This window comes from Pseudomonas sp. MC6, from assembly GCF_054790575.1.
In genome coordinates this window covers 1,501,373-1,525,185 of sequence record NZ_CP186504.1, presented here as the reverse complement: position 1 = coordinate 1,525,185, position 23,813 = coordinate 1,501,373, and the positions used below count along the sequence as shown (strand labels likewise).

Annotated in this window: 14 protein-coding genes and 1 pseudogene; 5 read left to right on the top strand and 10 right to left on the bottom strand. The window is 60.8% G+C overall.

The annotated features are described in order from the left end of the window. Nucleotides 1-201 precede the first annotated feature (201 nt). From ACOYXE_RS06895 to ACOYXE_RS06880, 4 genes are all read left to right on the top strand, one after another. Entirely contained in the window at nucleotides 202-1,356 is a 1,155-nt protein-coding gene (locus tag ACOYXE_RS06895; protein ID WP_460928341.1) for a MalY/PatB family protein, read from the top strand. Nucleotides 1,357-1,571: 215 nt separating this feature from the next. Beyond that, nucleotides 1,572-2,429, top strand: a complete 858-nt coding sequence (locus ACOYXE_RS06890) for a glucose 1-dehydrogenase (protein WP_110719269.1) — start codon at nucleotides 1,572-1,574, stop codon at nucleotides 2,427-2,429. 160 nt (nucleotides 2,430-2,589) lie between these two features. Beyond that, complete coding sequence (locus tag ACOYXE_RS06885; RefSeq protein WP_460928338.1) at nucleotides 2,590-3,933, top strand: cation:proton antiporter; 1,344 nt, start codon at nucleotides 2,590-2,592, stop codon at nucleotides 3,931-3,933. A 187-nt stretch (nucleotides 3,934-4,120) separates the two neighbouring features. Continuing rightward, complete coding sequence (locus ACOYXE_RS06880) at nucleotides 4,121-4,417, top strand: hypothetical protein (protein ID WP_064389907.1); 297 nt, start codon at nucleotides 4,121-4,123, stop codon at nucleotides 4,415-4,417. Nucleotides 4,418-4,668: 251 nt separating this feature from the next. Here the strand turns inward: ACOYXE_RS06880 and ACOYXE_RS06875 are convergent, their stop codons facing one another. The 4 genes from ACOYXE_RS06875 to ACOYXE_RS06860 form a co-directional block, all read right to left on the bottom strand. Continuing rightward, nucleotides 4,669-5,205, bottom strand: coding sequence for a hypothetical protein (locus ACOYXE_RS06875; RefSeq protein ID WP_016983364.1), 537 nt, complete (start codon nucleotides 5,203-5,205; stop codon nucleotides 4,669-4,671). A gap of 77 nt (nucleotides 5,206-5,282) precedes the next feature. After that, nucleotides 5,283-7,202, bottom strand: a complete 1,920-nt coding sequence (locus ACOYXE_RS06870; RefSeq protein WP_460928335.1) for a hybrid sensor histidine kinase/response regulator — start codon at nucleotides 7,200-7,202, stop codon at nucleotides 5,283-5,285. Between the two features lie 5 nt (nucleotides 7,203-7,207). Beyond that, a complete protein-coding gene (locus ACOYXE_RS06865; protein ID WP_460928333.1) occupies nucleotides 7,208-9,526 on the bottom strand; it encodes an ATP-dependent DNA helicase in 2,319 nt (772 codons plus the stop codon). Beyond that, nucleotides 9,523-11,175: a VRR-NUC domain-containing protein gene (locus tag ACOYXE_RS06860; RefSeq protein WP_460928331.1), complete on the bottom strand. Its 1,653-nt coding sequence runs from the start codon at nucleotides 11,173-11,175 to the stop codon at nucleotides 9,523-9,525. Before ACOYXE_RS06860 ends, ACOYXE_RS06865 begins: the two co-directional genes overlap by 4 nt. Before the next feature lie 194 nt (nucleotides 11,176-11,369). Here ACOYXE_RS06860 and ACOYXE_RS06855 point away from each other — a divergent pair, with 194 nt between their 5' ends. After that, nucleotides 11,370-11,594: a YgdI/YgdR family lipoprotein gene (locus ACOYXE_RS06855; RefSeq protein WP_150706623.1), complete on the top strand. Its 225-nt coding sequence runs from the start codon at nucleotides 11,370-11,372 to the stop codon at nucleotides 11,592-11,594. Nucleotides 11,595-11,706: 112 nt separating this feature from the next. Here the strand turns inward: ACOYXE_RS06855 and ACOYXE_RS06850 are convergent, their stop codons facing one another. The 6 genes and pseudogenes from ACOYXE_RS06850 to ACOYXE_RS06825 form a co-directional block, all read right to left on the bottom strand. Then, the gene (locus tag ACOYXE_RS06850; RefSeq protein WP_460928329.1) at nucleotides 11,707-12,081 is read right to left on the bottom strand and encodes a hypothetical protein; all 375 of its coding nucleotides are present in this window, start codon (nucleotides 12,079-12,081) and stop codon (nucleotides 11,707-11,709) included. Between the two features lie 240 nt (nucleotides 12,082-12,321). Further along, complete coding sequence (locus ACOYXE_RS06845) at nucleotides 12,322-14,175, bottom strand: polyurethane esterase (RefSeq protein WP_160058000.1); 1,854 nt, start codon at nucleotides 14,173-14,175, stop codon at nucleotides 12,322-12,324. 198 nt (nucleotides 14,176-14,373) lie between these two features. Then, complete coding sequence (locus ACOYXE_RS06840; RefSeq protein WP_460928327.1) at nucleotides 14,374-16,062, bottom strand: polyurethane esterase; 1,689 nt, start codon at nucleotides 16,060-16,062, stop codon at nucleotides 14,374-14,376. A 55-nt stretch (nucleotides 16,063-16,117) separates the two neighbouring features. Continuing rightward, nucleotides 16,118-19,195 (bottom strand): autotransporter domain-containing protein, encoded by a 3,078-nt coding sequence (locus tag ACOYXE_RS06835; RefSeq protein WP_460928325.1) that lies wholly within the window; start codon nucleotides 19,193-19,195, stop codon nucleotides 16,118-16,120. A gap of 61 nt (nucleotides 19,196-19,256) precedes the next feature. Beyond that, nucleotides 19,257-22,209 (bottom strand): annotated as a pseudogene (gene eprS / locus ACOYXE_RS06830) (autotransporter serine peptidase EprS). 233 nt (nucleotides 22,210-22,442) lie between these two features. Next, a complete protein-coding gene (locus ACOYXE_RS06825) occupies nucleotides 22,443-23,813 on the bottom strand; it encodes a TolC family outer membrane protein (protein WP_460928323.1) in 1,371 nt (456 codons plus the stop codon).

Here is a 23,813-nt window from a genome sequence, read left to right as displayed (position 1 = left end):
TGACCATACGATCTGTGTGAAAACCGACCGTCGGCCGTTTGTCGGGCAATACACGAATCTGTGTAGGAGCTGCCGAAGGCTGCGATCTTTTGATGTTGCTCTTTAAAAACAAAATCAAAAGATCGCAGCCTTCGGCAGCTCCTACACGGGTTGTAGGTTTATCATGCCCGCAGGACCAATCCCGCCTTCACGAGACCGCGCATGACTTTCGATTTTGATCAGGTATTCGACCGCCACAACACCGGCAGCACCAAGTGGAGCCGCTATTCGGCCGACGTGTTGCCGATGTGGGTCGCTGATATGGATTTCGCCGCGCCGCCGGTGGTGATCGAGGCGCTGCAGCAACGCTTGCTGCACCCGTTGGTGGGCTACAGCGTGGCGCAGGAGAACCTGCGTGAAGCCATCGTCGCCGACCTCTGGAACAAGTTTTCCTGGAAGGTCAAACCGCAAGAGCTGATCTTCCTGCCGGGCGTCGAGTCCGGTTTCAACATGGCTTTGAAAGCGCTGGTGCAGCCACAACAGAACGTCGTGGTGCAAGTGCCGAACTATCCGCCGCTGCGCCATGCGCCGGGGCACTGGGGGTTGAACAAGGTCGAGCTGGAGTTCGTCGCACAGGCTGACGGTACTTACCTGACGCCGCTCGACGTGCTGCGTGAGTCGCTGAACGGTGGCGGCGCGCTGTTGCTGAGCAACCCGCACAACCCGATCGGCAAGGTCTTCGGCCGTGAAGAGCTGCAAGCCGTGGCCGATATCTGCGCGGCGCAGGACGCCTGGATCATCTCCGACGAAATCCACGCCGAGCTGTGCTTCGACGGTCGCGTGCATATTCCGACGGCGTCGCTGAGCACGGAGATCGCCGAGCGCACCATCACCCTGATGTCGGCGAGCAAGGCCTACAACATCGCCGGCTTGAAGACTTCGTTCATGATCATCCAGAACGCCGCGCTGCGCGAACGCGTCAATCATGCCCGCTGCGGCATGGTCGACAGCGTCAACCCGCTGGGCATGGAAGCCACCCGCGTCGCTTACAGCGAAGGTGCGCCATGGCTGGCCGAGTTGAAAACCTATCTGCAGGCCAACCGTGACTGGTTGGTGGAAGCGGTGCGCAGCCGCCTGCCGGGCGTGAGCATCAACGTACCGCAGGGCACGTATCTGGCCTGGCTGGATTGCTCGGCGCTGGATCTGGACAACCCGCAGCAGTTCTTCCTTGAGCAGGGCAAGGTGGGCCTCAGCGCCGGTCTGGACTTCGGCGATCAACACCAGCAGTTTGTGCGCCTGAACTTCGGCTGCCCGCGCTCGTTACTGGAAGAAGGCATCGCCCGGATGGAGCGCGCCCTGACCCACCGCAACATTTAAGAGCACCAAATCCCCCGTGTAGGAGTGAGCCTGCTCGCGATAGCGTCCTGACATCCAACATCATTGTTGACTGAAATACCGCTATCGCGAGCAGGCTCACTCCTACAGGGGATTTGCATTTCCAACTCGGGAAATTCGTTGGAAATCCGATCGAACTCACGGCAAACACCCCGGGTCAACCACCCATACCAGCCCTGAGACCTCGGAGACCCGCGATGACCGACTATCCAAAACCACCCTTCCCCGCACAAGCCCAAGCCGTTCCCGGTTCGCAGCGCAAAATGGAGCCCTATCCCGATTGCGGTGAGCAAAGCTATGTCGGTTCCGGGCGACTGGCCGGCAAGATCGCCCTGATCACCGGCGCCGACAGCGGTATCGGCCGCGCCGTGGCCATCGCATTCGCCCGGGAAGGCGCCGACGTTGCGGTGGCGTATCTGAATGAACACGAAGATGCCAAGGAAACCGCTCGCTGGGTCGAACAGGCCGGGCGTCAGTGCTTGCTGCTACCGGGCGATATCGCACAAAAGGCCCAGTGCCAGGCCTTGGTCGACAAGACCGTCGAACGCTTTGGCCGCATCGACGTGCTGGTCAACAACGCCGCATTCCAGATGACTCACGAAAACTTCGAGGAAATCCCCGACGAGGAGTGGGTGATGACCTTCGACGTCAACATCACCGCGATCTTCCGCCTGTGTCAGGCGGCGATCAAACACATGCGCGCCGGCTCGTCGATTATCAATACCAGCTCGGTCAACTCGGACATGCCCAAGCCCACCCTGCTCGCCTACGCCACCACCAAAGGCGCGATCGCCAATTTCACCGGCGGCCTGGCGCAGATGCTCGGGCCCAAGGAAATCCGCGTGAACTGCGTGGCACCGGGGCCGATCTGGACGCCGCTGATCGTCTCGACCATGCCCGATGAAGAAGTGCAGAACTTCGGCGGCAACACCCCGCTCGGCCGCCCCGGCCAACCAGTGGAAGTCGCGCCGATCTACGTGCTGCTGGCCTCGGACGAAGCCAGTTACATCACCGGTCAGCGCTATGGCGTCACCGGTGGCAAACCGATGCTTTGAGTAAACGCACTGTAGGAGCTGCCGCAGGCTGCGATCTTTTGATTTCGATGTTAAAAACAAGGTCAAAGGATCGCAGTCTGCGGCAGCTCCTACAGTGGCGGCGTCAGAAGCGAAAGGGTCTCTGCAGGCGGCCGTCATTAATCACTGAGGGCGGCACATCATGAGTTTTATCGTGTGGGTAGCGGTGCTCGGCGCCGTGCTGCTGACCCTGGCACTGACCTCGTCGTACCTGCGCTGGATGCCGGTCACCACCTCGGCCGTTTGTCTGTTGCTGGGGATCGGCATCGGCCCCAGCGGCCTCGACTTGCTGAAACTGTCCCTGGAAAATGCCTCCCTGTGGATGGAGCATCTAACGGAAGTCGCGGTGCTGTTTTCCCTGTTCGTCTGCGGTTTGAAATTGCGTTTACCCCTGCGCGACAAGCGTTGGCGGATCGCCTTTGGTCTGGTCGGGCCGGTGATGGTGCTGACCATCGCCGGCGTTTGTCTGCTGCTGCACTTTGGCTTGAGCTTGCCGTGGGGGCCGTCACTGTTGATTGGCGCGATTCTGGCGCCGACCGACCCGGTGCTGGCGGCGCTGGTGCAGGTCAACGATGCCCGAGATGTCGACAGTGTGCGTTTCGGCCTGTCCGGTGAGGCCGGGCTCAATGACGGGGTGGCCTTTCCTTTTGTGATTCTCGGCTTGTTGCTGATCCACGGGGACGGTTCTGCAGCCGACTGGCAGGGCTGGGTCTTGCGCAGTTTATTGTGGGCGGTGCCCGCCGGATTGCTCACTGGATACTGGATGGGGCGCGGTATTGGCCGCGTGACTTTATCGCTGCGTATCCACAATGACGACAGCACGCTCAGCCCCAATGATTATCTGGCGTTGTCGCTGATTGCCCTGGCCTACGTCATCGCCGAGGCGATTGGCGGCTATGGCTTTCTCTCGGTGTTCGCCGCCGGTTTGGGCTTGCGTCAGGTTGAAGTCAAATCTACCGGCGCCAGCCAACCGCCCGCCGAGCATCTGGTGCAACCGGTAGTCGGCCATCAGAACGTCGAACCGCAACACGCGGTGCACGGTGACACCGAACGCCTGGAAAGCAGCCAGGTCGCCGCCGGGATCATGATGGGCGATATGTTGTCGTTCGGCAGTCTGGTCGAACGCGCCATGGAAGTGTTTCTGGTGACCCTGCTCGGCGTGGTGCTGGTGGCGCACTGGGATTGGCGGGCGTTGCTGGTCGGCGGCGTGCTGTTCTGCCTGATCCGCCCGGCCTGCGTCACGCTGATGCCTTGGGGCGCACTGATGGAAGGACGGCAACGGCTATTGATCGGCTGGTTTGGCATTCGCGGGATCGGCAGCCTGTTCTATCTGTTTTATGCGTTGAATCATGGGCTGACCGACACGGTGGCCAGCGTGTGTACCGACCTGACCCTGTCGGTGGTGGCATTAAGCATCTTGGTCCACGGCATCAGCACGCAACCGATCCTCGCCCGCTACGAACAGCGTAAAAAACAAAAAACCTGATTATTGATTACAGTTTTCACCAGGAAATTGATCGAACTTCTTTCTGTAAAAAAATGGATCGCGGGATAATCGCTGGCAGTCACAAGCATAACCCCTCGCCAGATGCATCCGGCGGGGCCCGGCAGGTTCGGTTCCACTGCGGCGTTTAAGCCTGTTGAAGGAATCCTTGAAGAATAAGGTTACGGTCATGAAAGAATGCTCGACTCCGGCACAAATCAAGGCTTGCAGAGCACTGGCTCTGGAACGCAATCGTCAATTGTTCGATAACGCCCACACCCTCAACCGCGCGGCCAATGCGCTGCTTGACGTTAAGGATCTGGACATCGAACAGTTTGAGCGCTATCGCGCGCTGCGCAAGAAAGCCGATTCGATGTTTGAAGATGCCATCGATCATTTGTGCGTGTTGAACGAGGATTTTCCGCCGATCCCGATGTCGTCGCAGAACTCGGTGGCGTTGCGTCGAGAGCTTGAGACGGTGGAGTGAGCCAGACAGCCCCTCACCCTAGCCCTCTCCCGGAGGGAGAGGGAACTGACCGCGGTGAATTGGTTGAGGTACACCGACTTGAGATACCGAGTTGAGCGCAGATTTTGACCGCGACGAAGATCTGCTCCCTTCCCCCTCGCCCCCTTTGGGGGAGAGGGCTGGGGTGAGGGGGATCGATCTGAATGGCAACACAAAATCCAGGCGAATGAAAAAGCCCGGCCACACAAGCCGGGCTTTTCTATACCTGCCCATCACCCTCCAGGATTGGTCACCTGAATAAACACCGCATAACTCCCCAACAACACCCAAAACGTCGCAAAGATCCAAGGCGTACGCACCGAAAACAGCAGCGACTTGCGATAACCCTTGTGGCTCGACTCCATTTCGCTGAACAGCGGCGATTCGTCATACGCCAGGCCCATCAGCGGCTCGCTGTGCAGCAAGTGGCTCTGTTTGAAATGCCAGTGATCGATGATGTCGTACGCCGCGCGAATCCCCGGCCAGGCGTTCAGCGAGCTGAGCAGTCCGAGCAAGGCGAGAAACGGCGGCACCACCAACGTAAATAACTTGCCCCACTCCGGGTTGAGATTGGCCATGCAGGACGCAAAGGCAATCACCAGAAACGACTGCGCCGCCAGATAGGCATCGGTGCGGTTGGCGAGGATGCTGGTTTCGTACTGGATCTCCCGCCGATAGAAATCCAGCCGTTCCTTGGGCGAGCCGAACATCTTGGCGTCATGTTCGGTCAGGGTTTCTTCAGCGGTTGGCTCAGTCAGTATGCGAGACAAAAGACGCAGGCTCCGGGGTGGGGAAAATGTTTAGAAGCCCCCGTTGGCGCGCAAGTTCAGCCGGATTGACCGGCGCCTCACTTCATCGATTGAGCAATGATCGCCACCAGATTCATTTGCGTGAACGGCTTGGGCAGGCGTGGCAGTTGTGCAGCAAAACCTTCCAGACGTTCGGCATAGCCGGTGGCCAGGATAATCGGCAGATCCGGTTTGAGCAGACGCACCGCATGGGCCAGTTGCGCGCCACTCATCTGCGGCATGGCCATGTCGGTGATCATCAGGTCGATGACTTCACCCTGATCGAACAATGCCAGCGCCCGCGCCCCGGACGTCGCACTGACCACCCGATGGCCGAGGTCTTCAAGCAGCAGGCTGGTACTGGTCAACACCAGCGAATCGTCATCCACCACCAACACGCTGAGTCGTGGCACCGTCACCGGTTCGGCGGGAGGAAGCAGCGGCTTGCTGATCATGCCCTCGACGGCCACCGGGATCCACAGTTCGGCCGTGGTGCCCCGGGCCTTTTCACTCTTGAGAATGAAGCGCCCCCCGAGTTGCTCCATAAAACCGTGGACCATCGACAAGCCCAGCCCGGTGCCCTTGCCCAGGCCTTTGGTGGTGAAAAACGGATCTCTGGCCGAGGCCAGGGTGTGCTCGTCCATGCCCTCGCCGGTATCGATCACACTGAGACAAACATAACGCCCCGCCGGCAGATCCGAATGCCCCAGTTCGAGCACCACTTGCGGTTCAGCAGTGATGCTCACCGCGCCACCGTCGGGCATGGCGTCGCGGGCGTTGGTTGCCAGGTTGAGCAAGGCCAGTTCCAGCTGATTGGTGTCCGCCAGCACCGGCTCCAGATCTTCGGGAAACCGTGTGTCGATGCGGATACCCGGACCGAGGGAGCTGCGCAGCAAACCGGTGATGCCCTGGACCAATTGCGCAATATCGACCGACTCGGTTTTCAGTTCCTGACGGCGGGCGAAGGCCAGCATGCGCTGGGTCAGTGACACACCGCGCAGTGCGCCCTGAGTGGCGTTTTCCAGCAGGCGGCTGATTTTCGCATCGTCGCCCATGCGCTTTTGCACGATTTCCAGATTACCGAGAATCACCGTCAGCAGATTATTGAAGTCATGGGCGATGCCACCGCTAAGCTGACCGATCGCCTGCATCTTCTGCGCCTGGAACAACGCTTCCCGGGTTTTCTCCAGCGCTTGCTGCGCCTGGTGGGCTTCGGTGATGTCGCGGGTGATCTTGGCGAAACCGAGCAAAGTGCCGGTATCGCCACGAATCGCATCGACCACTACATGGGCGAGAAACCGCGTGCCGTCCTTGCGCATGCGCCAGCTCTTGTTCTCGAAGCGGCCCTCGCGGGTGGCGATTTCCAGCGCCCGTTGCGGCTCGCCGAGTTCGCGGTCTTCGGGGGTGTAAAAGATCGAAAAGTGCTGGCCGATGATTTCTGCCGGCAGATAGCCCTTGATCCGCTGGGCGCCCTGGTTCCAGTTGCTGACCCGACCTTCGGGGCTGAGCATGTAGATCGCGTAATCGGTGACGCCCTGCACCAGCAAGCGGAATTGCTGTTCGCTTTGCTTGAGGGTTTCCTCGGCCATTTTGCGGTCGGTCAGGTCGCGGGTGATCTTGGCGAAACCGAGCAACTTGCCGCTGGGATCAATGATCGGATCGATCACCACGTGCGACCAGAAGTTGGTGCCGTCCTTGCGCACCCGCCAGCCCTCGCCTTCGAAACGCCCTTCACGGATCGCCGTATCAAGCGCCCGTTGCGGCAGACCGGCGGCGCGGTCGTCAGCGGTATAAAAGCGGGAGAAATGTTCGCCGAGGATTTCCGCTTCTTCGTAGCCCTTGAAGCGTTTGGCGCCGGAGTTCCAACTGGTGATAATGCCGTCGGGATCGATCATGTAGATCGCATAGTCGACCACAGCATCGATCAGCAGACGAAAACGCATCTCTTCGATCGCCGCGGTCTTGTTTTTCTCGCTCATCACACTCACCAGCCATTGTCATGATCGGAAGTATGCGTCAATCCGGCGAATTGGGAAGCGGCCGACTCATGATTGATTGCCCACCAACGCGGCAGCAGTTGTTTGATCCGGCTCTCGGCGAAGCGATCGTCAATCAGCATCACCACGCCGCGATCCTCGCGGGTACGGATGACCCGCCCGGCGGCCTGCACCACTTTCTGCACGCCGGGGTACAGGTAGGTGTAGTCGTAACCGGCGCCGAAGATCGCCGCCATGCGGTATTTCAGTTGTTCGTTGACAGGATTGAACTGCGCCAGCCCCAGTGTGGCAATGAACGCACCGATCAGTCGCGCGCCGGGCAAATCGATGCCCTCACCGAACGCGCCGCCCAACACGGCAAAGCCGACGCCCTGGCTGTGGGCGGTGAACTGATCGAGAAAGGCCTGTCGTGCGCCTTCGAGCATTCCCCGCGATTGCTGCCAGAGGGTGATGTGCGGATAGCGCTCGGCCATCAATGACGCCACTTGTTGCAGGTAATCGAAGCTGCTGAAAAACGCCAGATAGTTGCCCGGGCGCTCGCTGAACTGCCGCGCGATCAATTCGACGATCGGCTCCAGCGACGCCTGACGATGGTTGAAGCGCGTCGAGATGCGGCTGACGATCTGCACCTGCAATTGTTCGGCGCAAAACGGCGATTCGACATCGATCCACACGGTATCGGCGGGCGTACCGAGCAAGTCCGCGTAATAGTGGCGCGGGCTGAGGGTGGCGGAGAACAGCACGCTGCTGCGCGCCGCTTTCAGGCGTGGGCCGATGAACGCGGCCGGCACCACGTTGCGCAGGCACAACTGCGACAGCGGCTTTTTACGCTCGAGGTCACGCTTGCTGATGTCGAACAGGTAATGCTCGTCATACAGCTCCGCCACCCGGGCGAACTGCAGCAGGTCGAAGTAGAAATTCTGCAAGGCACTGTCGAGACCCTGCGGATGGTCATTGAGGTAATCGCCAATCGCGGCGCAACACAGCGAAATCGCTTGCAGGAGTTTTTCCGGAGCCTTGTCGTAAGCCTGATAGGCCGCCAGTTGCGGCGCATGCAGGGCGTTCCATTCACGGTTGATCCGTTGCAGGGAGTTTTTCAGCGCCGCCGGCGCGGTTTTGCGCACGCTGCCCAAGGTGAACTGATCGAGACTGGCGCTGTACATCTGCCGGCCCCGCTCGACGAGGTTGTGCGCCTCGTCCGCCAGTACCGCGACTTTCCATTGGTTGAGCTGGGCGAGACCGAAGAGCATGGCGCTGAAGTCGAAGTAATAGTTGTAGTCGGCGATCACCACGTCGACCCAACGGGCCATCTCCTGACTCAGGTAATACGGGCACACCGCGTGTTGCGCGGCGACCTCGCGCATGGCCGTTTGATCGAGCAAGCGGATTCGACTGGCCGCTTCCCGCGCGGCCGGCAGGCGATCATAAAAACCTTGGGCCAGCGGGCAGGACTCGCCGTGACAGGCTTTGTCCGGGTGTTCGCAGGCCTTGTCGCGGGCGACCATTTCCAGTACCCGCAAGGGCAAGGCTGGCGACTGGTCGAACAACACCTGACTGGCGTCCAGCGCCAGTTTGCGCCCCGGTGTCTTGGCGGTGAGGAAGAACACCTTGTCCAGTTGCTGCGGCGCCAGGGCTTTGAGCATAGGGAACAGCGTGCCAAGGGTTTTGCCGATGCCGGTCGGTGCCTGGGCCATCAGGCAGCGCCCGGTGCTGACAGCCTTGAACACCGACTCGGCCAGATGCCGCTGACCGGGACGAAAATCGGCATGGGGAAACGCCAGTTGTTGCGCGGCCAGATTGCGCGCTTCGCGATGGGCCATTTCCTGTTCGGTCCATTGCAGGAACAGCGTGCATTGCTGCTCGAAAAACCCTTTCAACGCATCTGCGTTGAACGCTTCGACCAGACAGGTCTCTTTCTCGCTGACGATATCGAAATACACCAACGCCAGATTGATCTGTTCCAGTTCGAGTTTGCGGCACATCAACCAGCCGTAGATCTTCGCCTGCGCCCAGTGCAACTGGCGGTGATTGGCCGGTTGTTTGCTCAGATCGCCACGGTAGGTTTTGACTTCTTCCAGGCAGGTTTGCGCCGGGTCGTAGCCGTCCGCCCTGCCCTTCACCTTCAATTGCCGGAACTCGCCTTCCAGCGCCACTTCGCTTTGATACTTTTCGCTGCGCCGTGAGGCCACGGTGCGGTGGCCGGAGATGCCTTCCAGCGCCGTGGGTGATGGGGTGAAGCGCAGGTCGAGGTCGCCGGTCTTGGCGGTGAACTCGCACAGTGCGCGCACGGCAATGCTGTAGCTCAAGCGCTCTGCTCCGCCCATTGCACATAACACACGGCCACCGGCATTTGGTGTTGGTGACAGAACTCAAGCCAGCGCAGCTGGTTGTCCTGCAAGCGATCGCCGGGGCCTTTCACTTCAATCATTCGGTAAGTTTTGTGCTGCGGCCAGAACTGGATCAGGTCAGGCATGCCGGCACGGTTGGCCTTGATATCGAGCAATAAACGGTTGAACCAGTGCTTGAGGTGTTCGGCCGGCAGACAGGCCAGCGCTTGCTCCAGCAGTTGTTCATTCATGGCACCCCAGAACACGAACGGAGACTGGATGCCCCATTTTTCGACAAAGCGCTGGCGAATGGTCGCGGCATAGCGGCCGTCGTCGAGTTCACTCAGACACGCCTCAAACAGCTCGGCGCGGCGTTGCTGGAAGTCTTCGTTGAGCAGGTCCACCGGGCCACGCTGGAACGGGTGAAAGAAAGCCCCGGGCAACGGCGCGAAAATCGCCGGCCAGCACAACAGGCCGAACAGCGAGTTGATCAGGCTGTTTTCCACGTAATGCACCGGGCCATCGTCATCGTGCAGATGCGCCTGCACGTAAAACTCCACGGACAACCCGGGATCGCTGCGCGGCAATTGCAGGTCCAGACGCTCGACCGGTCTGGCCGTCGCGCGTTTGAGCGGCGGGCCGCCGAGCTTGCGCCGCACCCTTGGCAATATCCGTTGCAGGCCTTGCTGCTCGGCGGCGCTTTCCGGCGCTTGTTCCGCCAGCGTCGCGAGCTCCAGCGCCAACGGGTATTCGCCACTGCGTTCCAGCACGCGAATCATGCGCAAACGGGCGCCGGGATAGGCGCAGTCGCGGTAAATGCTCAGGGCCAGGGCGAACTCGGTGATGCGCTCGCAATACTGGCCGATCTGGAACAGCACCTTGCCACGCCGGCGTTGCAGCCACGGGTTGTCGAAGTGCAAGGCATTGACTTGCTCGGCGATGGTTTGCAGCGGCTCGCCGGCCTCGAAGCGCAATTGGCAATTGTGCAGGAACACGCAGGCGTCGACGTCTTCACGGCTGCGCAGGCCTCGCGAGTCGGCGCAGAACTCGACTTTTTCATAGGTGAAAATGCCCAGATCGGCGAGGACGAATTCCGACCAGTCCTGATACAGGTTGCCGAAGAACATCAGACGCAAGCGGTCGCACAGGTCCATGATGGTCAGGCTGAACAAGCGGTCATCGAGCAGCGGCGCCCAGTCGCGCAGGCTGCGGGTGTCTGCAAACTGCTCGGCCAGTACTGGCAGCCAATCGTCCTTGCGGCCCTTGGGCTGCTCGATAAAGGCTGCAAACGCTTGCAGGATCTCGGCCTTGAGCAACACGTCGAACAACTCGGCGAGGGCCAGCGGCGCGTGCTCGTCGATCCAGCCTTGTTCCAGCAAGGGTTGCGCGGCCTCGACGATGTCACCGATCTCAACGTAATTGAGTTTGCCGGCACGAAAGTGCACGCCCTTGCGCATCACCATCCGCACCAGCAGCCCCTGACTCGGGCGGGGCAAGGCGTTGAAGTCGCGGATGAATGCGTGTTCCGTCTCGCCCATCACATCGGCATAGCGAAATTCAAGCCAATCAAGCACTTGCCGGAAGTTGTTAAGGTAATAGAACGGGTCGTCGAGGGGATTGGCAGTCACGGGAATTCTGGGCCATGGCGAACGAGTACTGGTTATGCGTACAGATAACAGCTGTGAGCCGCCCGGTGCAAACGGAAAATGATCAATGGCATTTTTTCACCGGGCTATCGAACTTTTCCCCCGGGGATGGCACCAACCGCGTTAGAAGGCCGACAATGCTCGGCATCACATCGAATGAGGATTTAGAGGTGGGTATGAAAATCAAGTCACTGGGCATCCCTTTCGCCATCGCCGCCGCACTGGCACTGGCCGGTTGCTCGACGCCGACGGTGGTCACCCTGCAGAACGGCACCCAGTATCTGACCAAGGACATGCCGAAGACCAAAACCAAGGACGGCTTCTATGAGTTCGAGGATATTTCCGGGTCCAAGGTCAAGGTCCGTGCCGATGAAGTGGCCACGGTTCGCGAGGAAGATTGACACCCCGCGAACTCTGTAGGAGCTACCGAAGGCTGCGATCTTTTGATCCGGATCTTGAAAATCAACCTCAAAAGATCGCAGCCTTCGGCAGCTCCTACACAGGAATTGCGTGTTATTCGAAGGTCGGCATACCCGGCAGGCTACCGTCGCACGGCATGTACGTGCCACCGCGCTTGACCACTTCACCCTGCAAGCGCCGGCAGCGTTCCAGATCCTGTTGCGCCATGCGATCGATGCTCAGATTGCCGGTGGTCTGCGGCTGTTTGTCGTCACCCAGGCGCAGGGTCACGAACGGTTGTTCGGGCTGAATCTGAAAGCGGCTCTTCTCTTCGACCGGTTCGACTGCCTCGGTTTTCGGCGGGCTCGGCAATTGGTCGGTGGTGATGCCGTAACGGCTCAGAATCGAACTTTGAGGCAGATCGGCGCAGACATTGGCCGAACACAGCGCCAATGCAACAAACCCGACATACCCCTTGAAACCTTTCACGTTTGAATCTCCTGTACTCAATGGCGGCTAGCTATAGAACGTTTGTGCACGTGCTGGCTTTAGGCCGCATTTCCTGTTTTGCAGGGGTTTGAGTCAGGTCGTGGCCGTCGAGTCACTTTTGAAACCGCTTTATCGTTCTTCGCGAGCAGGCTCGCTCCCACAGGGGTTTTGTAAACGACACAGATCCAGTGTGGGAGCGAGCAGGCTCGCGAAAGGGCCCTTACCGGCGCCCCATCAACATCAGGCAATCACAACACCGTCAGCACTCAGGCTATTCAGCGACACCCCGACCAACGTCACCGAGTCGTTGCCAAACGTCAGCACCGTGTCCTGCCCGACAGTCGCAGCATGAGCCCGGAAATCCTCCGCCGGCAACACCCCCTGCACACCAAGAAACACCAGTTTGTCATTGGACGTGAAGCCGACCACCCGGTCCTGCCCGAACGCACCGTTGAACAGAAACGTATCCGCCCCGCCCCCCGATTCCATCAGGTCATTACCGGCACCGCCGACAAACACGTCATTGCCCGCGCCGCCAATCAGGTGATCGTTGCCGTCCAGCCCGAACAACCAGTCACCACCGGCATGTGCCTTCAACGTATCGACGCCGCTGGTGCCTTTGACGCTGGACTCGTACGCAGTGACGTTGTTGCCGACCTTCAAGCCGCTGGCCGTGACGCTGTGGGTCACATCGTCCTTGAACAGGCCCCAGAGAAAGCCCGGTTCCTTAGTGACAATGCTGCCTATGTCGCGGGTGATGCTGATCCCGCCGTTGGCGTCGCGCACGTACAAATTGCCGGCACCGTCATTGGCGAAGTCGAAGTTTTTTACCGCGCTTTGCAGATCGAGGGTGTTGTTGCCCTGCCCGCCAAGAATGACGTTGTAGCCACCGCCATCGCGGAAGGTGTCATTGCCGGCGCGACCTTCCAGATAATCGTTGCCGCTGCCGCCCTGGATCAAATCATTGCCGTCGCTGCCGATGATGAACGTGCTGCCCTTGTGGGTTTCAGCGTTACGGTTGAGGTCCTGCACCCAGGTGTTGCCCCGCGCCGGGTCCGAGAGGTTGGCGACGATGATCGTCGAGTCGCGGCTGGTCAGGTCATAGAATTTTGAGTCGATCACCCGGTTCATGCCGTCGCCGTAAGCGGTCGGCAAGTGCGAGATCCAGGTGGGAATGTTGAGGATCGAGTACGGCAGCAGATTCCACGCGGTCGAGGCGTAGTGATCGTTGAAGCTGACGATGTTGTCGGTGGCCGACTCTTTCGGTGCATCGTGCACGCCGATCGAGGCACCGGTAAAAGTCGAGCCGTCGAGGGCGCGGAACACCGGGTCGTTTTCGTAGCCGACGTTGAGCACTTTGTCGGTGCTGCTTTGGGTTGGCGAGGCGTAGGCGATGTAGTTGGAATCGGCAAAGAAACCGCCCCACTTGCCGCCACTCAGATCCGCCATGCTGTTGACCGCCAGACCACCGAGGCTGTGACCACTGACGAGAACGTCCTTGCCGCTAAGGCCGTTGGCCTTGGCAAATGCCACCACGTCATTGAGCAGATTGCCGAAGGCTTCACCGACGTAATTCTTCGCGTAATCCTTGGGACCGAACGCGGCGAGCAGGTCGTTGATCACGTCGCCGATGGAGTCGAGGATCAGGTTTTCCCGCGGGCCGCTAGTGCCGCGAAAGGCAATGCCGAGTTCGGTGAGATGGCCCTGGGCGTCGTACTTGCCGAGGATTTCCACTTGCGCGGTGGTGTAACCGGCCTTCTCGCCGAAGAAGGTTCCCCGCGCATCGGTCTTGCCGTCATAGCCCAGTTGCGAGGCCGTGATCGGCGTCCAGCCGGCCTGTTTCACGGCGTCGAGGGCGAGTTTTTCCGAGTCGGGATTCCACGGAATGCCGGGGATGACACCTTGCGAATCGGTGCCGCCGAGCAGCGCCGTGACCAATGTCGCAGGCAGCCCGAGGCCGAAACCGTTGTGCTGATAACCGGCGGCAAAGCCGTTATCGAGGTTGTGATAGGAATACAGCGTGATCGCCATGGCATCGCTGAACAACGCCTTGGAATCGGCTGTGCCGAAGTTCTTGTAGTCATACACACCCATTGCTATTGCCTCTCTCTTGTTGGAATTGTTAGAGATAGCTCACAGCCAGGGCGCCCCACGGGGACGCCCCGGAGCATTTCAGAAACTACGAATAGCTTTTAATGTAGGAGTGAGCCTGCTCGCGATAGCGGTGTGTCAGTTTGCATTTCTTCGTCTGACACACCGCTATCGCGAGCAGGCTCACTCCTACAGGGGTTACTAGGCGAACACGAACGCCGAGTCCGACAGGTTAGCCACTCCCACCCCGATCAGGGTCACGGCATAGTCGCCAATCTTCAGCACGGTATCGTTGCCGGCCTGCGCCGCGTGCTGCTTGTAGTCGTAGCCCTGCCCCGCGCCTTCGACGCCCATGAACACCAGTTTGTCGCTGCCCTGATAGCCGTTGATGGCATCGAAACCGAACGCGCCGCTGAACAGGAAGGTGTTGTTGCCACCCACGGCGGTCATCACGTCATTGCCCGCGCCACCGACAAAGGTCACATCGCCCTTGTCGCTGATCAGCTTGTCATCGCCACCGAGGCCGAACAGCCAGTCACCATCAGCCGTGGCGTGCAGCGCATTGCCGTAGCCATCGCCGCTGAGTGAATGGTTGTACTGGGTCAGCTCGTTGCCGTTGGTCAAACCCTTGGCCGTGACGCCCCAGGTGATTTCCTTGCTGCCCCACCACGAACCCGACTCCTTGCTCACCAGCGCGCCGATGTCGCGGGTCATGCTGATGCCGCCGTAGGCGTCGCGCACGTACAGCGTGCCGTCCCCGTCGTTGGCGAAGCTGAAGTTCTGCAACGGTTTCTGCAGTTCGAAGGTGTTGTGGCCCTGGCCACCGAGCAGGATGTTGTAGCCGCCGTCATCACGGAAACGGTCATCGCCGCCCAGGCCTTCAAGGAAGTCATTGCCCGCGCCGCCCTTGAGCCAGTCGTTGCTCTGCGTGCCGATGATGAAGGTGCTGCCGGTGTGCGGCTCACCGCTGCGGCCAAGATCTTCAACCCAGGTCTTGCCGCGAGAAGCTTCTTCCAGGTTGGAGACGATGATCGTCGAGTCTTTATGCGTCAGGTTGTAGAACTTCGAATCGATGACCCGATTCAAGCCATCGGCATAGCCCAGCGAGCTGTGGGCCGACCAGCTCAGCGGATTGATGATGCTGAACGGCACCAGGTTCTGTGCGGTGGACGCGTAGTTGTCGTTGAAATTGACGATGTTGTCGGTGGTCGAATCGTGCGGCTTGTCATGTTTGCCCATCGACGCGCTGCTGAACGTGGTGCCGTCGAGCACGCGGAACACCGGGTCGTTTTCGTAACCGATATTGAGCACGTTGTTGCCGGTGCTGCTTTGGGTTGGCGAGGCGAAGGTGATGTAGTTGGCGTCCTTGAAGAAACCGCCCCAGTTGCTCGCGCTCAACTCGGCCACGCTGTTGACGCCGAGCCCGCCGAGGCTGTGGCCACTGATCAGCACGTCCTTGGCGGCGATGCCATTGGCAATCGCGAACGCGGCGACAGCCTTTAGCAGATTGTCGAAGGCGTTTTTCGCGTAATTGCTCGCGTAATCCGACGGCCCGATGGCGGCCAGCAGATTGTTTTTCAGGTCGCCGAAGGTGTCGCTGTAACCCAGCCCACCGGTGCCACGAAAGGCCACGCCGATGCCGATCAGTTTGCCGGCGGCGTCGTATTTGCCAAGCACTTCGGCTTCGGCGCTGGTAAAGCCGTCCTTCTCGCCAAAGAACGTGCCCTGCGGCCCGACCTTGCCCTGATAACCCAGTGCCGTCGCCGTGACCGGTGCCCAAGCGGTGGCCGGCAACGGTTTGCCGGTCGGCGTGTAGGCATAAAGCGTGAGTGCGATGGCGTCGCTGTACAACGCTTTGCCATCGGCATTTTTATAATCGAACAGTCCCATGTTGTGCTCTCTCTTCCTTCAAAAACCGGCAGTTCCGCAGAACTGCCGGTACGCCTTAGAACTGCCAGTCGAGGGTCAGACCCACGCCGTGGTCCTTCTCGTTCGAGCCGATCAGTCCGTTGTAATCCAGGTTCACCCGCACATCGCGGTTGAGCGCCAGACCCGCACGCACGCCGACCACTGCCGCGTCGCGATCCATCGACACGCCCTGCACGGTGAACGCGCTGTTGCCATTGGCGAAGGCCAGATGGCTGTCGGCATCGACATTGTTGAGGTTGTGCTGCCAGCCCAGGCTTGCGCCCAGTTCCAACTGATGCTGATCCGACAAAGCGAACGAACGCTTGGCGCGCACGCCGAGGGTCGACAGCACCACATCACGGTTGTCCTCGCCGCCCTTCAACGCTGCCGCGTCACCCTTTTCGGTGAAGCTTTCAGTGTTGAGGTGCACGTAAGCCAGATTGGCGAACGGCTCCAGGTTCATCGGTTGCAGGCCCAGATCATAAGCGGCCTCGGTGAACACTTGAGTGGTGGCGGCATCGTGCTTGGTCTTTTGTTTACTGCTGACGTCCCCGAACTGCAGATCACGTTTGACGTCGACACGGTGCCAGCTGTAGGCGCCGCCGACGGTCAGACGCAGCGCATCGATCTGATGCCCCAGGTACGCACCCAAGTGGTAGCTGTCGACCGACGCCGACGAATGCGTGCCGCTGCCCATGCTCAACGAGCTGTCGCTATAACCGGTAACGAATCCCAGACGGGTATCTTCAGCGATCAAGCCGTCGACACCGGCCAGCAGGCCGCCGATGGAGCTGTTGGAATCGGCATTGTCATGCCCGCCATCGCTCTTGCCCCACGAACCCAAGACCTTGACCCAGGCGTTGCTGCGGTCATCCGTCGGTGCGCCGGCATTGAACAGATCACGTTCGCGCAGACGCTCGCCCACCGCTTCACGCAGGTAACGGCTGTCGTTGATCAGCATCGTGCCAATGGCCGGATGGATCTCGCCGGACAGTTGCTGGAAGGCTTGCTGCGCCGACGCCGCATTCGGCGACAGCAACAGGGTTTCGAACAGCGCATTGCCAGCGCCCAGCCGTTCAGCCGCCGCACCGACAGCGCGTTGGTTTGGCGTCAAACCGACGCTGGCGAACGAGGCGTCGTTGCGCCCGACCGCCAACTGGATGCCATCGGCCGAGTACGCCAGCGTGCCGCCGAGAAAGGCGTAATCCGGCAACACCTGACCGAAGCGCCCTTCAATGCCACCCGCCGCTTGCAGGATGTTGTAGCGCGTGCCGAGCAGGCTTTGCACCTCGTTGGTGGTCAGCAGTGTCGGGCTGTTTTCCAGTGACATGCTCACCGTGGCGCCTTCAATGACCGCTTTGCCAGTCGCGACAATCTGATCGCTGCTGGTCGGCGACAGCTCTACGGCGTAGGTCGAACCCGGTGCAAACGTCACGTCACCGGCCACGTTCAGGGTGCCGATGGAGTTACCCGGCGCCACCGTACCGCCGCTGTTCACCGACAGCGCGCCGATATGGCCATTGCCGCCGAGGATACCGCCGTCATTCACCGTCACCGCCGATTGCAGCGAGCCGTTGATGGCCAGGCGGCCCTGATTGACCAGGGTCGGGCCGCTGTAAGTGTTGTTACCGGTCAGCACCAGCGTGCCGAGACCTTGCTTGGTCAAACCGCCGTGACCGGAAATATCGTTGCGCCAGGTGTCGAGGCCGCAGGTGATATCGGTGCACACGCGTTCGGTCGGCTTGCCCTGATCGATGATCGCGCCGATGCCCGGCAGATCCGCGACAAACTGGCCGGAGCCGTAAGCGCCGTCGATACGGAATTCCGCCGGGATGTCTTGTTCGGTGACAAACATCGACGGGCCGTCGATGCCTTTGCGCAGGTTGATCATGCCCCAGCCGTACAAGGCGTCGATGCCCGGCGCGCCGAGGTCGGTGGCGGTGGTGCGCAAGACCGTGGCGACTTGATCGCCGGTCATGTACGGGAAGCGCTCCATCAGCACCGCCATGGAACCGGCGACGTGCGGCGCGGCCATCGAGGTGCCGTTGTAGTTTTTGTAGCCGGTGGTGAGGTTGTCGGCGTTGGTGCCTTCGATAATCGAGCTGAAGATTTTCGTGCCTGGCGCCGAGACGCAGAAACTCGCGGTGTAGCCGCAGCGCGAAGAGAACGTACTGATGATGTACGGGTTGGCGCTGGCCTGGTCCGGGTTCTGCTGCAACGCGGCGACGGTGATCCAGTTCGGCGCGATTTCCGGCACGAAATAGCCGAGGCCGGCGATGGCGTCCGGGTTGTTGAGGTTGTAGTCGTTGCCGGCGGCGAAAATCGTGACGATGCCGCTGCGCGCGGCGGCAATTGCGCCGTCATAGGCGCCGCCCGGTTTGGTGCCGAGCAGTGTGCGGATCTCGTTGAACTGCACTTGCGCGTCATTGACGGTGAAGTGCGGGTACGCCGGATCGCGCCCACCGAGGTCGAAACGGTCAGTGATGCCGATGCCCCAGCTGTTGTTGATGATCCGCGCGCCGCTGGCGATCAGTGCGTCCCAACCGGCCTTGTACACCGCGCCATCGTTACCGCGAACGATGCCGTCTTCCGGGCCCGGGTCGCCGTTGTCGGCGCTGATGATCTGCGCCCCGAATGCCACGCCGTGCATCGGCCCGCCGTCGCGACTGCCGGCGGCGATGCCGCCAACGTGGGTGCCGTGGGCGCCGAGTTTGCCGTCGGAACCGACCGAGGGCGAACCGTCATAGCGGAACGCATCACCGGCTTTGACCGGGATGTACGGGTCGGTGTATTCGCGGATCCCGCTGGTGACCAGGGTGACCACCTTGTTGCTGCCGGAAAACTCCGGGTGCGCGGCATAGACCGGTTGGTCGAAGATGCCGAGTTTGACGCCTTTGCCGGAATAGCCGGCGGCGTAAGCGTAATCCGCGCCGATGGCACCCAGGCCCCAATCAGCCTTGAATTCGCTGCTGCGCCAACTCGACGGATCGCCCGTGCGACCGCTCTCCACGAAGGGCGCGGCATGGGCTGTGCCGATGGCACAGAGCACGGCGAGCGTGAGGGTTTTCAGGGCAAAGCGGCCTCCCGTTTGCGCGGGGGTATTGTTGTTATTCATCCAGCGACCTTCCTTAGTGATGTTGCGAAAAATCCTGATCGTTCCCACGCTCCGCGTGGGGTTAGAACTGCCAGTTCAGGCTCAAGCCAACGCCATGAAGCTTTTCGCGACTGGCCAGTTGTCCGTTGTAATCAAGGTTGACCCGTACGTCCTTGCTCAACGCGAGGCTGGCCTGCACGCCAACCAGCGCGGCATCGCGCACCAGCGCCGAGCTCTCCACCGAATACGGCGTGCCACCGCTGGCAAAACGCAGATGTTGTTCAGAGTCGATGTCGCTCAGGCTGTGCTGCCAGCCGAGGTGGCCGCTGACGTCGAGTGATTGCGCAGGCGAAAGATTGAAGGTCTTGATCGCCCGCACGCCGAGGGTGCTCAGCACCGCGTCACGTTGATCGCCCGAGCTTTTCAGCGCGGCCGCGTCGCCCTTCTCGGTCAATCCTTCGGTGTCCAGATGCACGTAGGCCAGGTTGGCGAACGGCTCCAGCGCCAATGGTTGCAGGTGCAAGCGATAAGCCGCCTCGCCGAACACTTGCGTGGTTGCCGCATCGACCTTGGCCTTCTGTTTGCCACTGACGTCGCCGTATTGCAGGTCGCGCTTCACATCGGCGCGATGCCAGCTGTAGGCCGCGCCGGTGCTCAAGCGCCAGGCGCCGATTTCACGACCGGCGTATGCGCCCAGGTGATAGCTGTCGACCTTGGCCGAGGAATGCGTACCCGAGCCCATGCTCAATGAGCTATCGCTGTAACCGGTGACCAGACCGATGCGGGTCTGCTCGTCCAGCGCGCCGTCGACACCGGCCAGCAGACCGCCGATCGAAGTGTTGTAGCCTGCCGTATCGTGGCTTGAATCGGTCGAGCCCCAAGCGCCGAGGGCTTTGATCCAGCCGTTGCTTTGCGCAGCAGTTGTGTCGTGCAGACGCTCGCCCACCGCATCGCGCAATTGGCGGCTGTCGTTGTTCAGCATCGAACTCAATGCCGGGTAGATTTCGCCACTCAGTTGCTGGAAGGCTTGTTGCGCGGAACTCGCATCGGGTGAGCGCAACAGGCTTTCGTACACCGAGTTGCCGGCGCCCAGGCCTTCGATGGCAGCCGCCACCGAGCGTTGATTCGGTGTTTGCCCGATGCTGGCGAAGGTTGTGGCGTTACGTTCGACGTTCAGTTGAATAGCGTTGGCGGCGTAGTCGAGGCTGCCGCCGATAAACAGGTAGTTCGGCAATACCGCGCCAAACTGACCCTGAATGCCGCCGGCCGCTTGCAGGATGTCGTACTGGCGACCGAGCAGGCTTTGCGCTTCGGTGGTGCTGAGCAGCGTCGGGCTGTTTTCCAGCGACAGGCTGACAGTGGCGCCGCTGACGCTGGCCGTGCCGCCGGCAACGATGCGATCGCTGCTGGTCGGCGACAGTTCAACGGCGTAGGTCGAACCCGGTGCGAAGGTCACGTCACCGGCCACATTCAAGGTACCGATGGAGTTGCCCGGCGCCACGCGTCCGCCGCTGTTGGCGAGCAGCGCGGCGATTCGCCCGGTACCGCCGAGGGTGCCGCTGTCATTCACCGTCACCGCAGACGTCAGCGAGCCGTTAACCGTGAGCAAACCGCCATTGATCGTGGTCGCACCGCGATACGTGTTGTCGCCGGTGAGGATCAACTGCCCGCCGCCGGACTTGATCAGACTGCCCTGATACACCCGACTCGCCGCCGCTGCATCACGGGCAGTACCGACCGCGTAATCGGTCTGATCCTGTTGGCTGGCGCCCGCAGCAACGCCATTCTGCCAACCCTTGTCTTGCAGTGTTTGCTGCCAGGCGCTGTGCTCGGCGAGATCTTCGGTCTGACGCTGAATCAGCGCCTTGTCGGAGATGTCATTGCTCCAGACATCGCGTTGCCCGGCCCCCAGGGTGACGTCGAACGCACCGAGTAATTGCCCCGGCCCGCGCATCGCCCGGTTCAGATTGGCCACGCCCCAACCGACCCGCTCGGTCGGCGCATCGGTGACCGAACCATCCAGTTGCGTGGCGGTGGTCAGCAACACTTCAAGTGCCTGCTGATTGTTCATGTACGGGTAGCGTTCCATCACCAGCGCCAGCGCGCCGGTCGCATGCGGCGCCGACATCGAGGTGCCGGACTTGATCGCGTAACCGCCACCGGGAATGGTGCTGTCGATCTTCGCCCCTGGCGTGGTGATGCACCAGTATTTGGCGAGGCCACACTGGTTGTACTTTTGCTGATTGCTCTGATCGAGGCCCGACACGGCCAGCCAGTGACCTTCCAGATCCGGCTGAAAGTACGGCAGCGCGGAACGCACGCTGGCGTTTGGATAGCCGCTGTTACCGGCGCTGAACACGTTGATCACGCCGCGTCGGGACACACCGGCGGCGGCATCGAGCCAGGTGCCTTTGTTCCAGTGCTGCGCATAAGCGGCGTGCAGATCCGCCAGAGTGCGATAGCTGACGTCCGGTGGCTGGCTGCCCCAACTGTTGTTGATCGCGCGCACGCCGGCATCGGCGAGGGCGTCGTATACCGCTTTGAAATAGCGCGGATCGGGGTTGGGGCCGAAGAGGAAGCTGTCGTTTTTGTTGGTGTTGCCGACGTAGATCTGCGCGTTGTACGCCACGCCGTGCATGCCGGTACCGTCGCGCGAGGCGCCCATGGTGCCGACGACGTGAGTGCCGTGCGAGTCGTTGTTGGGATTGATGGTGCCATCGACGTTGAACGGTGAGCCGTCGATGTAGCTGCCGCTGGCCAGTACCGGGTGATAACGGTTGGTGGCGAATTCCGGGTGGGCGGCATCGAAACCGGAGTCGAGCGCGCCGATTTTCACGCCTTGGCCGGTGATGCCGGCGGCGTAGGCTTGCTCGGACCTGCATGCGGCTCAGGCCCCAGTCGCGGAGGAATTCAGCGCTGCGCCAACTGGCGGGATCGCCGGGTTGGCCGCTTTCGAGGTATTGCGCCTGAGCCTGGGTTGCAGAAATCACAAGCAGCAGGGTGCCGACCGAAATCGGCTTGATGCGTACGTCCATGTTCACCACTCACTTTTATTGTTTTATGCAGGTTGTTTTGCGGTGTTGCCTGTTCCCCTCACCCCAGCCCTCTCCCCCAGGAGAGGGAGCTGACCGAGGTGTGTTGCGTCATTCATCGACCTGGAATACCCCGTCGGTGTTGGATTCGGTGCCGCTCGATCAGGTCGGTGTACTTCTAAAATATCCTCCGATCAGTCCCCTCTCCCTCTGGGCGGTCCGACGTTTCGGGAGGGTTAGGGTGAGGGCTGTTGAGCGACCACAAAAGCCTCATCCACCCGCGCCAGATCCTGCTCGTTCAATGTCCCGGCGTAGTAATGCAACTTGGTCCAGGCCATCAGATAGTCGTACCGCGCCTGCGCCAGATCGCGGCGCGTGGTGAACAGTTGCTGCTCGGCGTTCAACGCGTCGAGGTTGGTCCGCTCACCGCCGAGAATGCTCTGCTTGGTCGACACCACCAGCGCTTCCGCCGAGGTCAACGCCTTCTGATAAGCGCGCAGTTTGCTCACCCCCGACAAACAGGCGCTGAACTGCCGACGCAGTTCGATCAGCGTCTCGCGCGTCTTGCCATCAAGCTCGTACTCCGCCTGCTCCATGGTGCGGCTGGCCTGACGCGTGGACGCCGAGACACCGCCACCGGCATACAACGGCACGCTGACTTCAAAACCGATGGTGTTGGTTTCGTAGCGTTGGTTGTAGGTGTTGCCGCTTTCCGATTCGTTCTGGCGCATCGACGCGTAAGCACTGACTTTCGGCAAATGCCCGGCGCGATTGCGTTCCACTTCATAACGCGCAACTTCCACGGCCTGGCGCTGCGAGGCCAGATTCGGGTTATTGCTCACCGCCATTTCGTGCCAGGTGTCGTAATTGGCAGGTATCAGCGCGAAGGTCTCGAAGTTTTGACCCAGCGGCGCCAGATCACCAATATCCACCGCCGGCACGCCAACCAGTGCGCCCAGTTCCCGCAGCGCCGCGTCTTGTTCATTGCGTGCTTCGATCTCTTCAGCCGTCGCCAGTTCATAGCGCGACTCAGCCTCAAGAATATCGGTGCGCGTGCCCTCGCCTTGCTTGAACATGTGTTCGTTCTGCTGGAACTGCTGCTCGTAGGCCTTCTTCTTCGCTTGAGCGATGTCGATCTGATCCTGTGCGAACAGCGCTTTGGTGTAGTTATCCAGCACGCGAACCAGCAGTTCCTGACTCTTGCCGCGAAAATTTTCATCGGCAAACAACGACTGCGCGACACCTTTGCGATACGCGGCATAAGCCTCGTAGTCGAGCAGCGGTTGCTGCAGGGTCAAGGCCGAGCCGTAACTGCTGTAGTTGCGCTCATCGGTACGGTTACGCGCGCGCTCATCCAGAGAGGTGGCTTTCGAGGTGTTGCGGCCCTTGTTGTAGGTGTAACCGATGCGCGGCAGCAGGCCGGCGCGGCCAATCGCACGGTTTTCCAGGCCTGCGTCACGTTCCTTGATCGCCCCGAGGAACACCGGGTCATTGCGCAACGCCTGTTCGTAGATCTCGAACGGCCCCATGGCCGCTGCTGCTGAGTGACTCGCGAGCAGCATCATTGCCGCGCCGAGCAGGGAAAGCTTATTCATACAGCCGAACAT

Bases quoted from the DNA above. Each gene is read 5' to 3' on its own strand.
- ACOYXE_RS06880 (WP_064389907.1), top strand. From the start codon at position 4,121: ATGAAAGAATGCTCGACTCCGGCACAAATCAAGGCTTGCAGAGCACTG.
- ACOYXE_RS06825 (WP_460928323.1), bottom strand. From the start codon at position 23,813: ATGTTCGGCTGTATGAATAAGCTTTCCCTGCTCGGCGCGGCAATGATG.
- ACOYXE_RS06845 (WP_160058000.1), bottom strand. From the start codon at position 14,175: ATGGGTGTGTATGACTACAAGAACTTCGGCACAGCCGATTCCAAGGCG.
- ACOYXE_RS06855 (WP_150706623.1), top strand. From the start codon at position 11,370: ATGAAAATCAAGTCACTGGGCATCCCTTTCGCCATCGCCGCCGCACTG.
- ACOYXE_RS06890 (WP_110719269.1), top strand. From the start codon at position 1,572: ATGACCGACTATCCAAAACCACCCTTCCCCGCACAAGCCCAAGCCGTT.
- ACOYXE_RS06835 (WP_460928325.1), bottom strand. From the start codon at position 19,195: ATGAATAACAACAATACCCCCGCGCAAACGGGAGGCCGCTTTGCCCTG.
- ACOYXE_RS06885 (WP_460928338.1), top strand. From the start codon at position 2,590: ATGAGTTTTATCGTGTGGGTAGCGGTGCTCGGCGCCGTGCTGCTGACC.
- ACOYXE_RS06870 (WP_460928335.1), bottom strand. From the start codon at position 7,202: ATGAGCGAGAAAAACAAGACCGCGGCGATCGAAGAGATGCGTTTTCGT.
- ACOYXE_RS06840 (WP_460928327.1), bottom strand. From the start codon at position 16,062: ATGGGACTGTTCGATTATAAAAATGCCGATGGCAAAGCGTTGTACAGC.
- ACOYXE_RS06895 (WP_460928341.1), top strand. From the start codon at position 202: ATGACTTTCGATTTTGATCAGGTATTCGACCGCCACAACACCGGCAGC.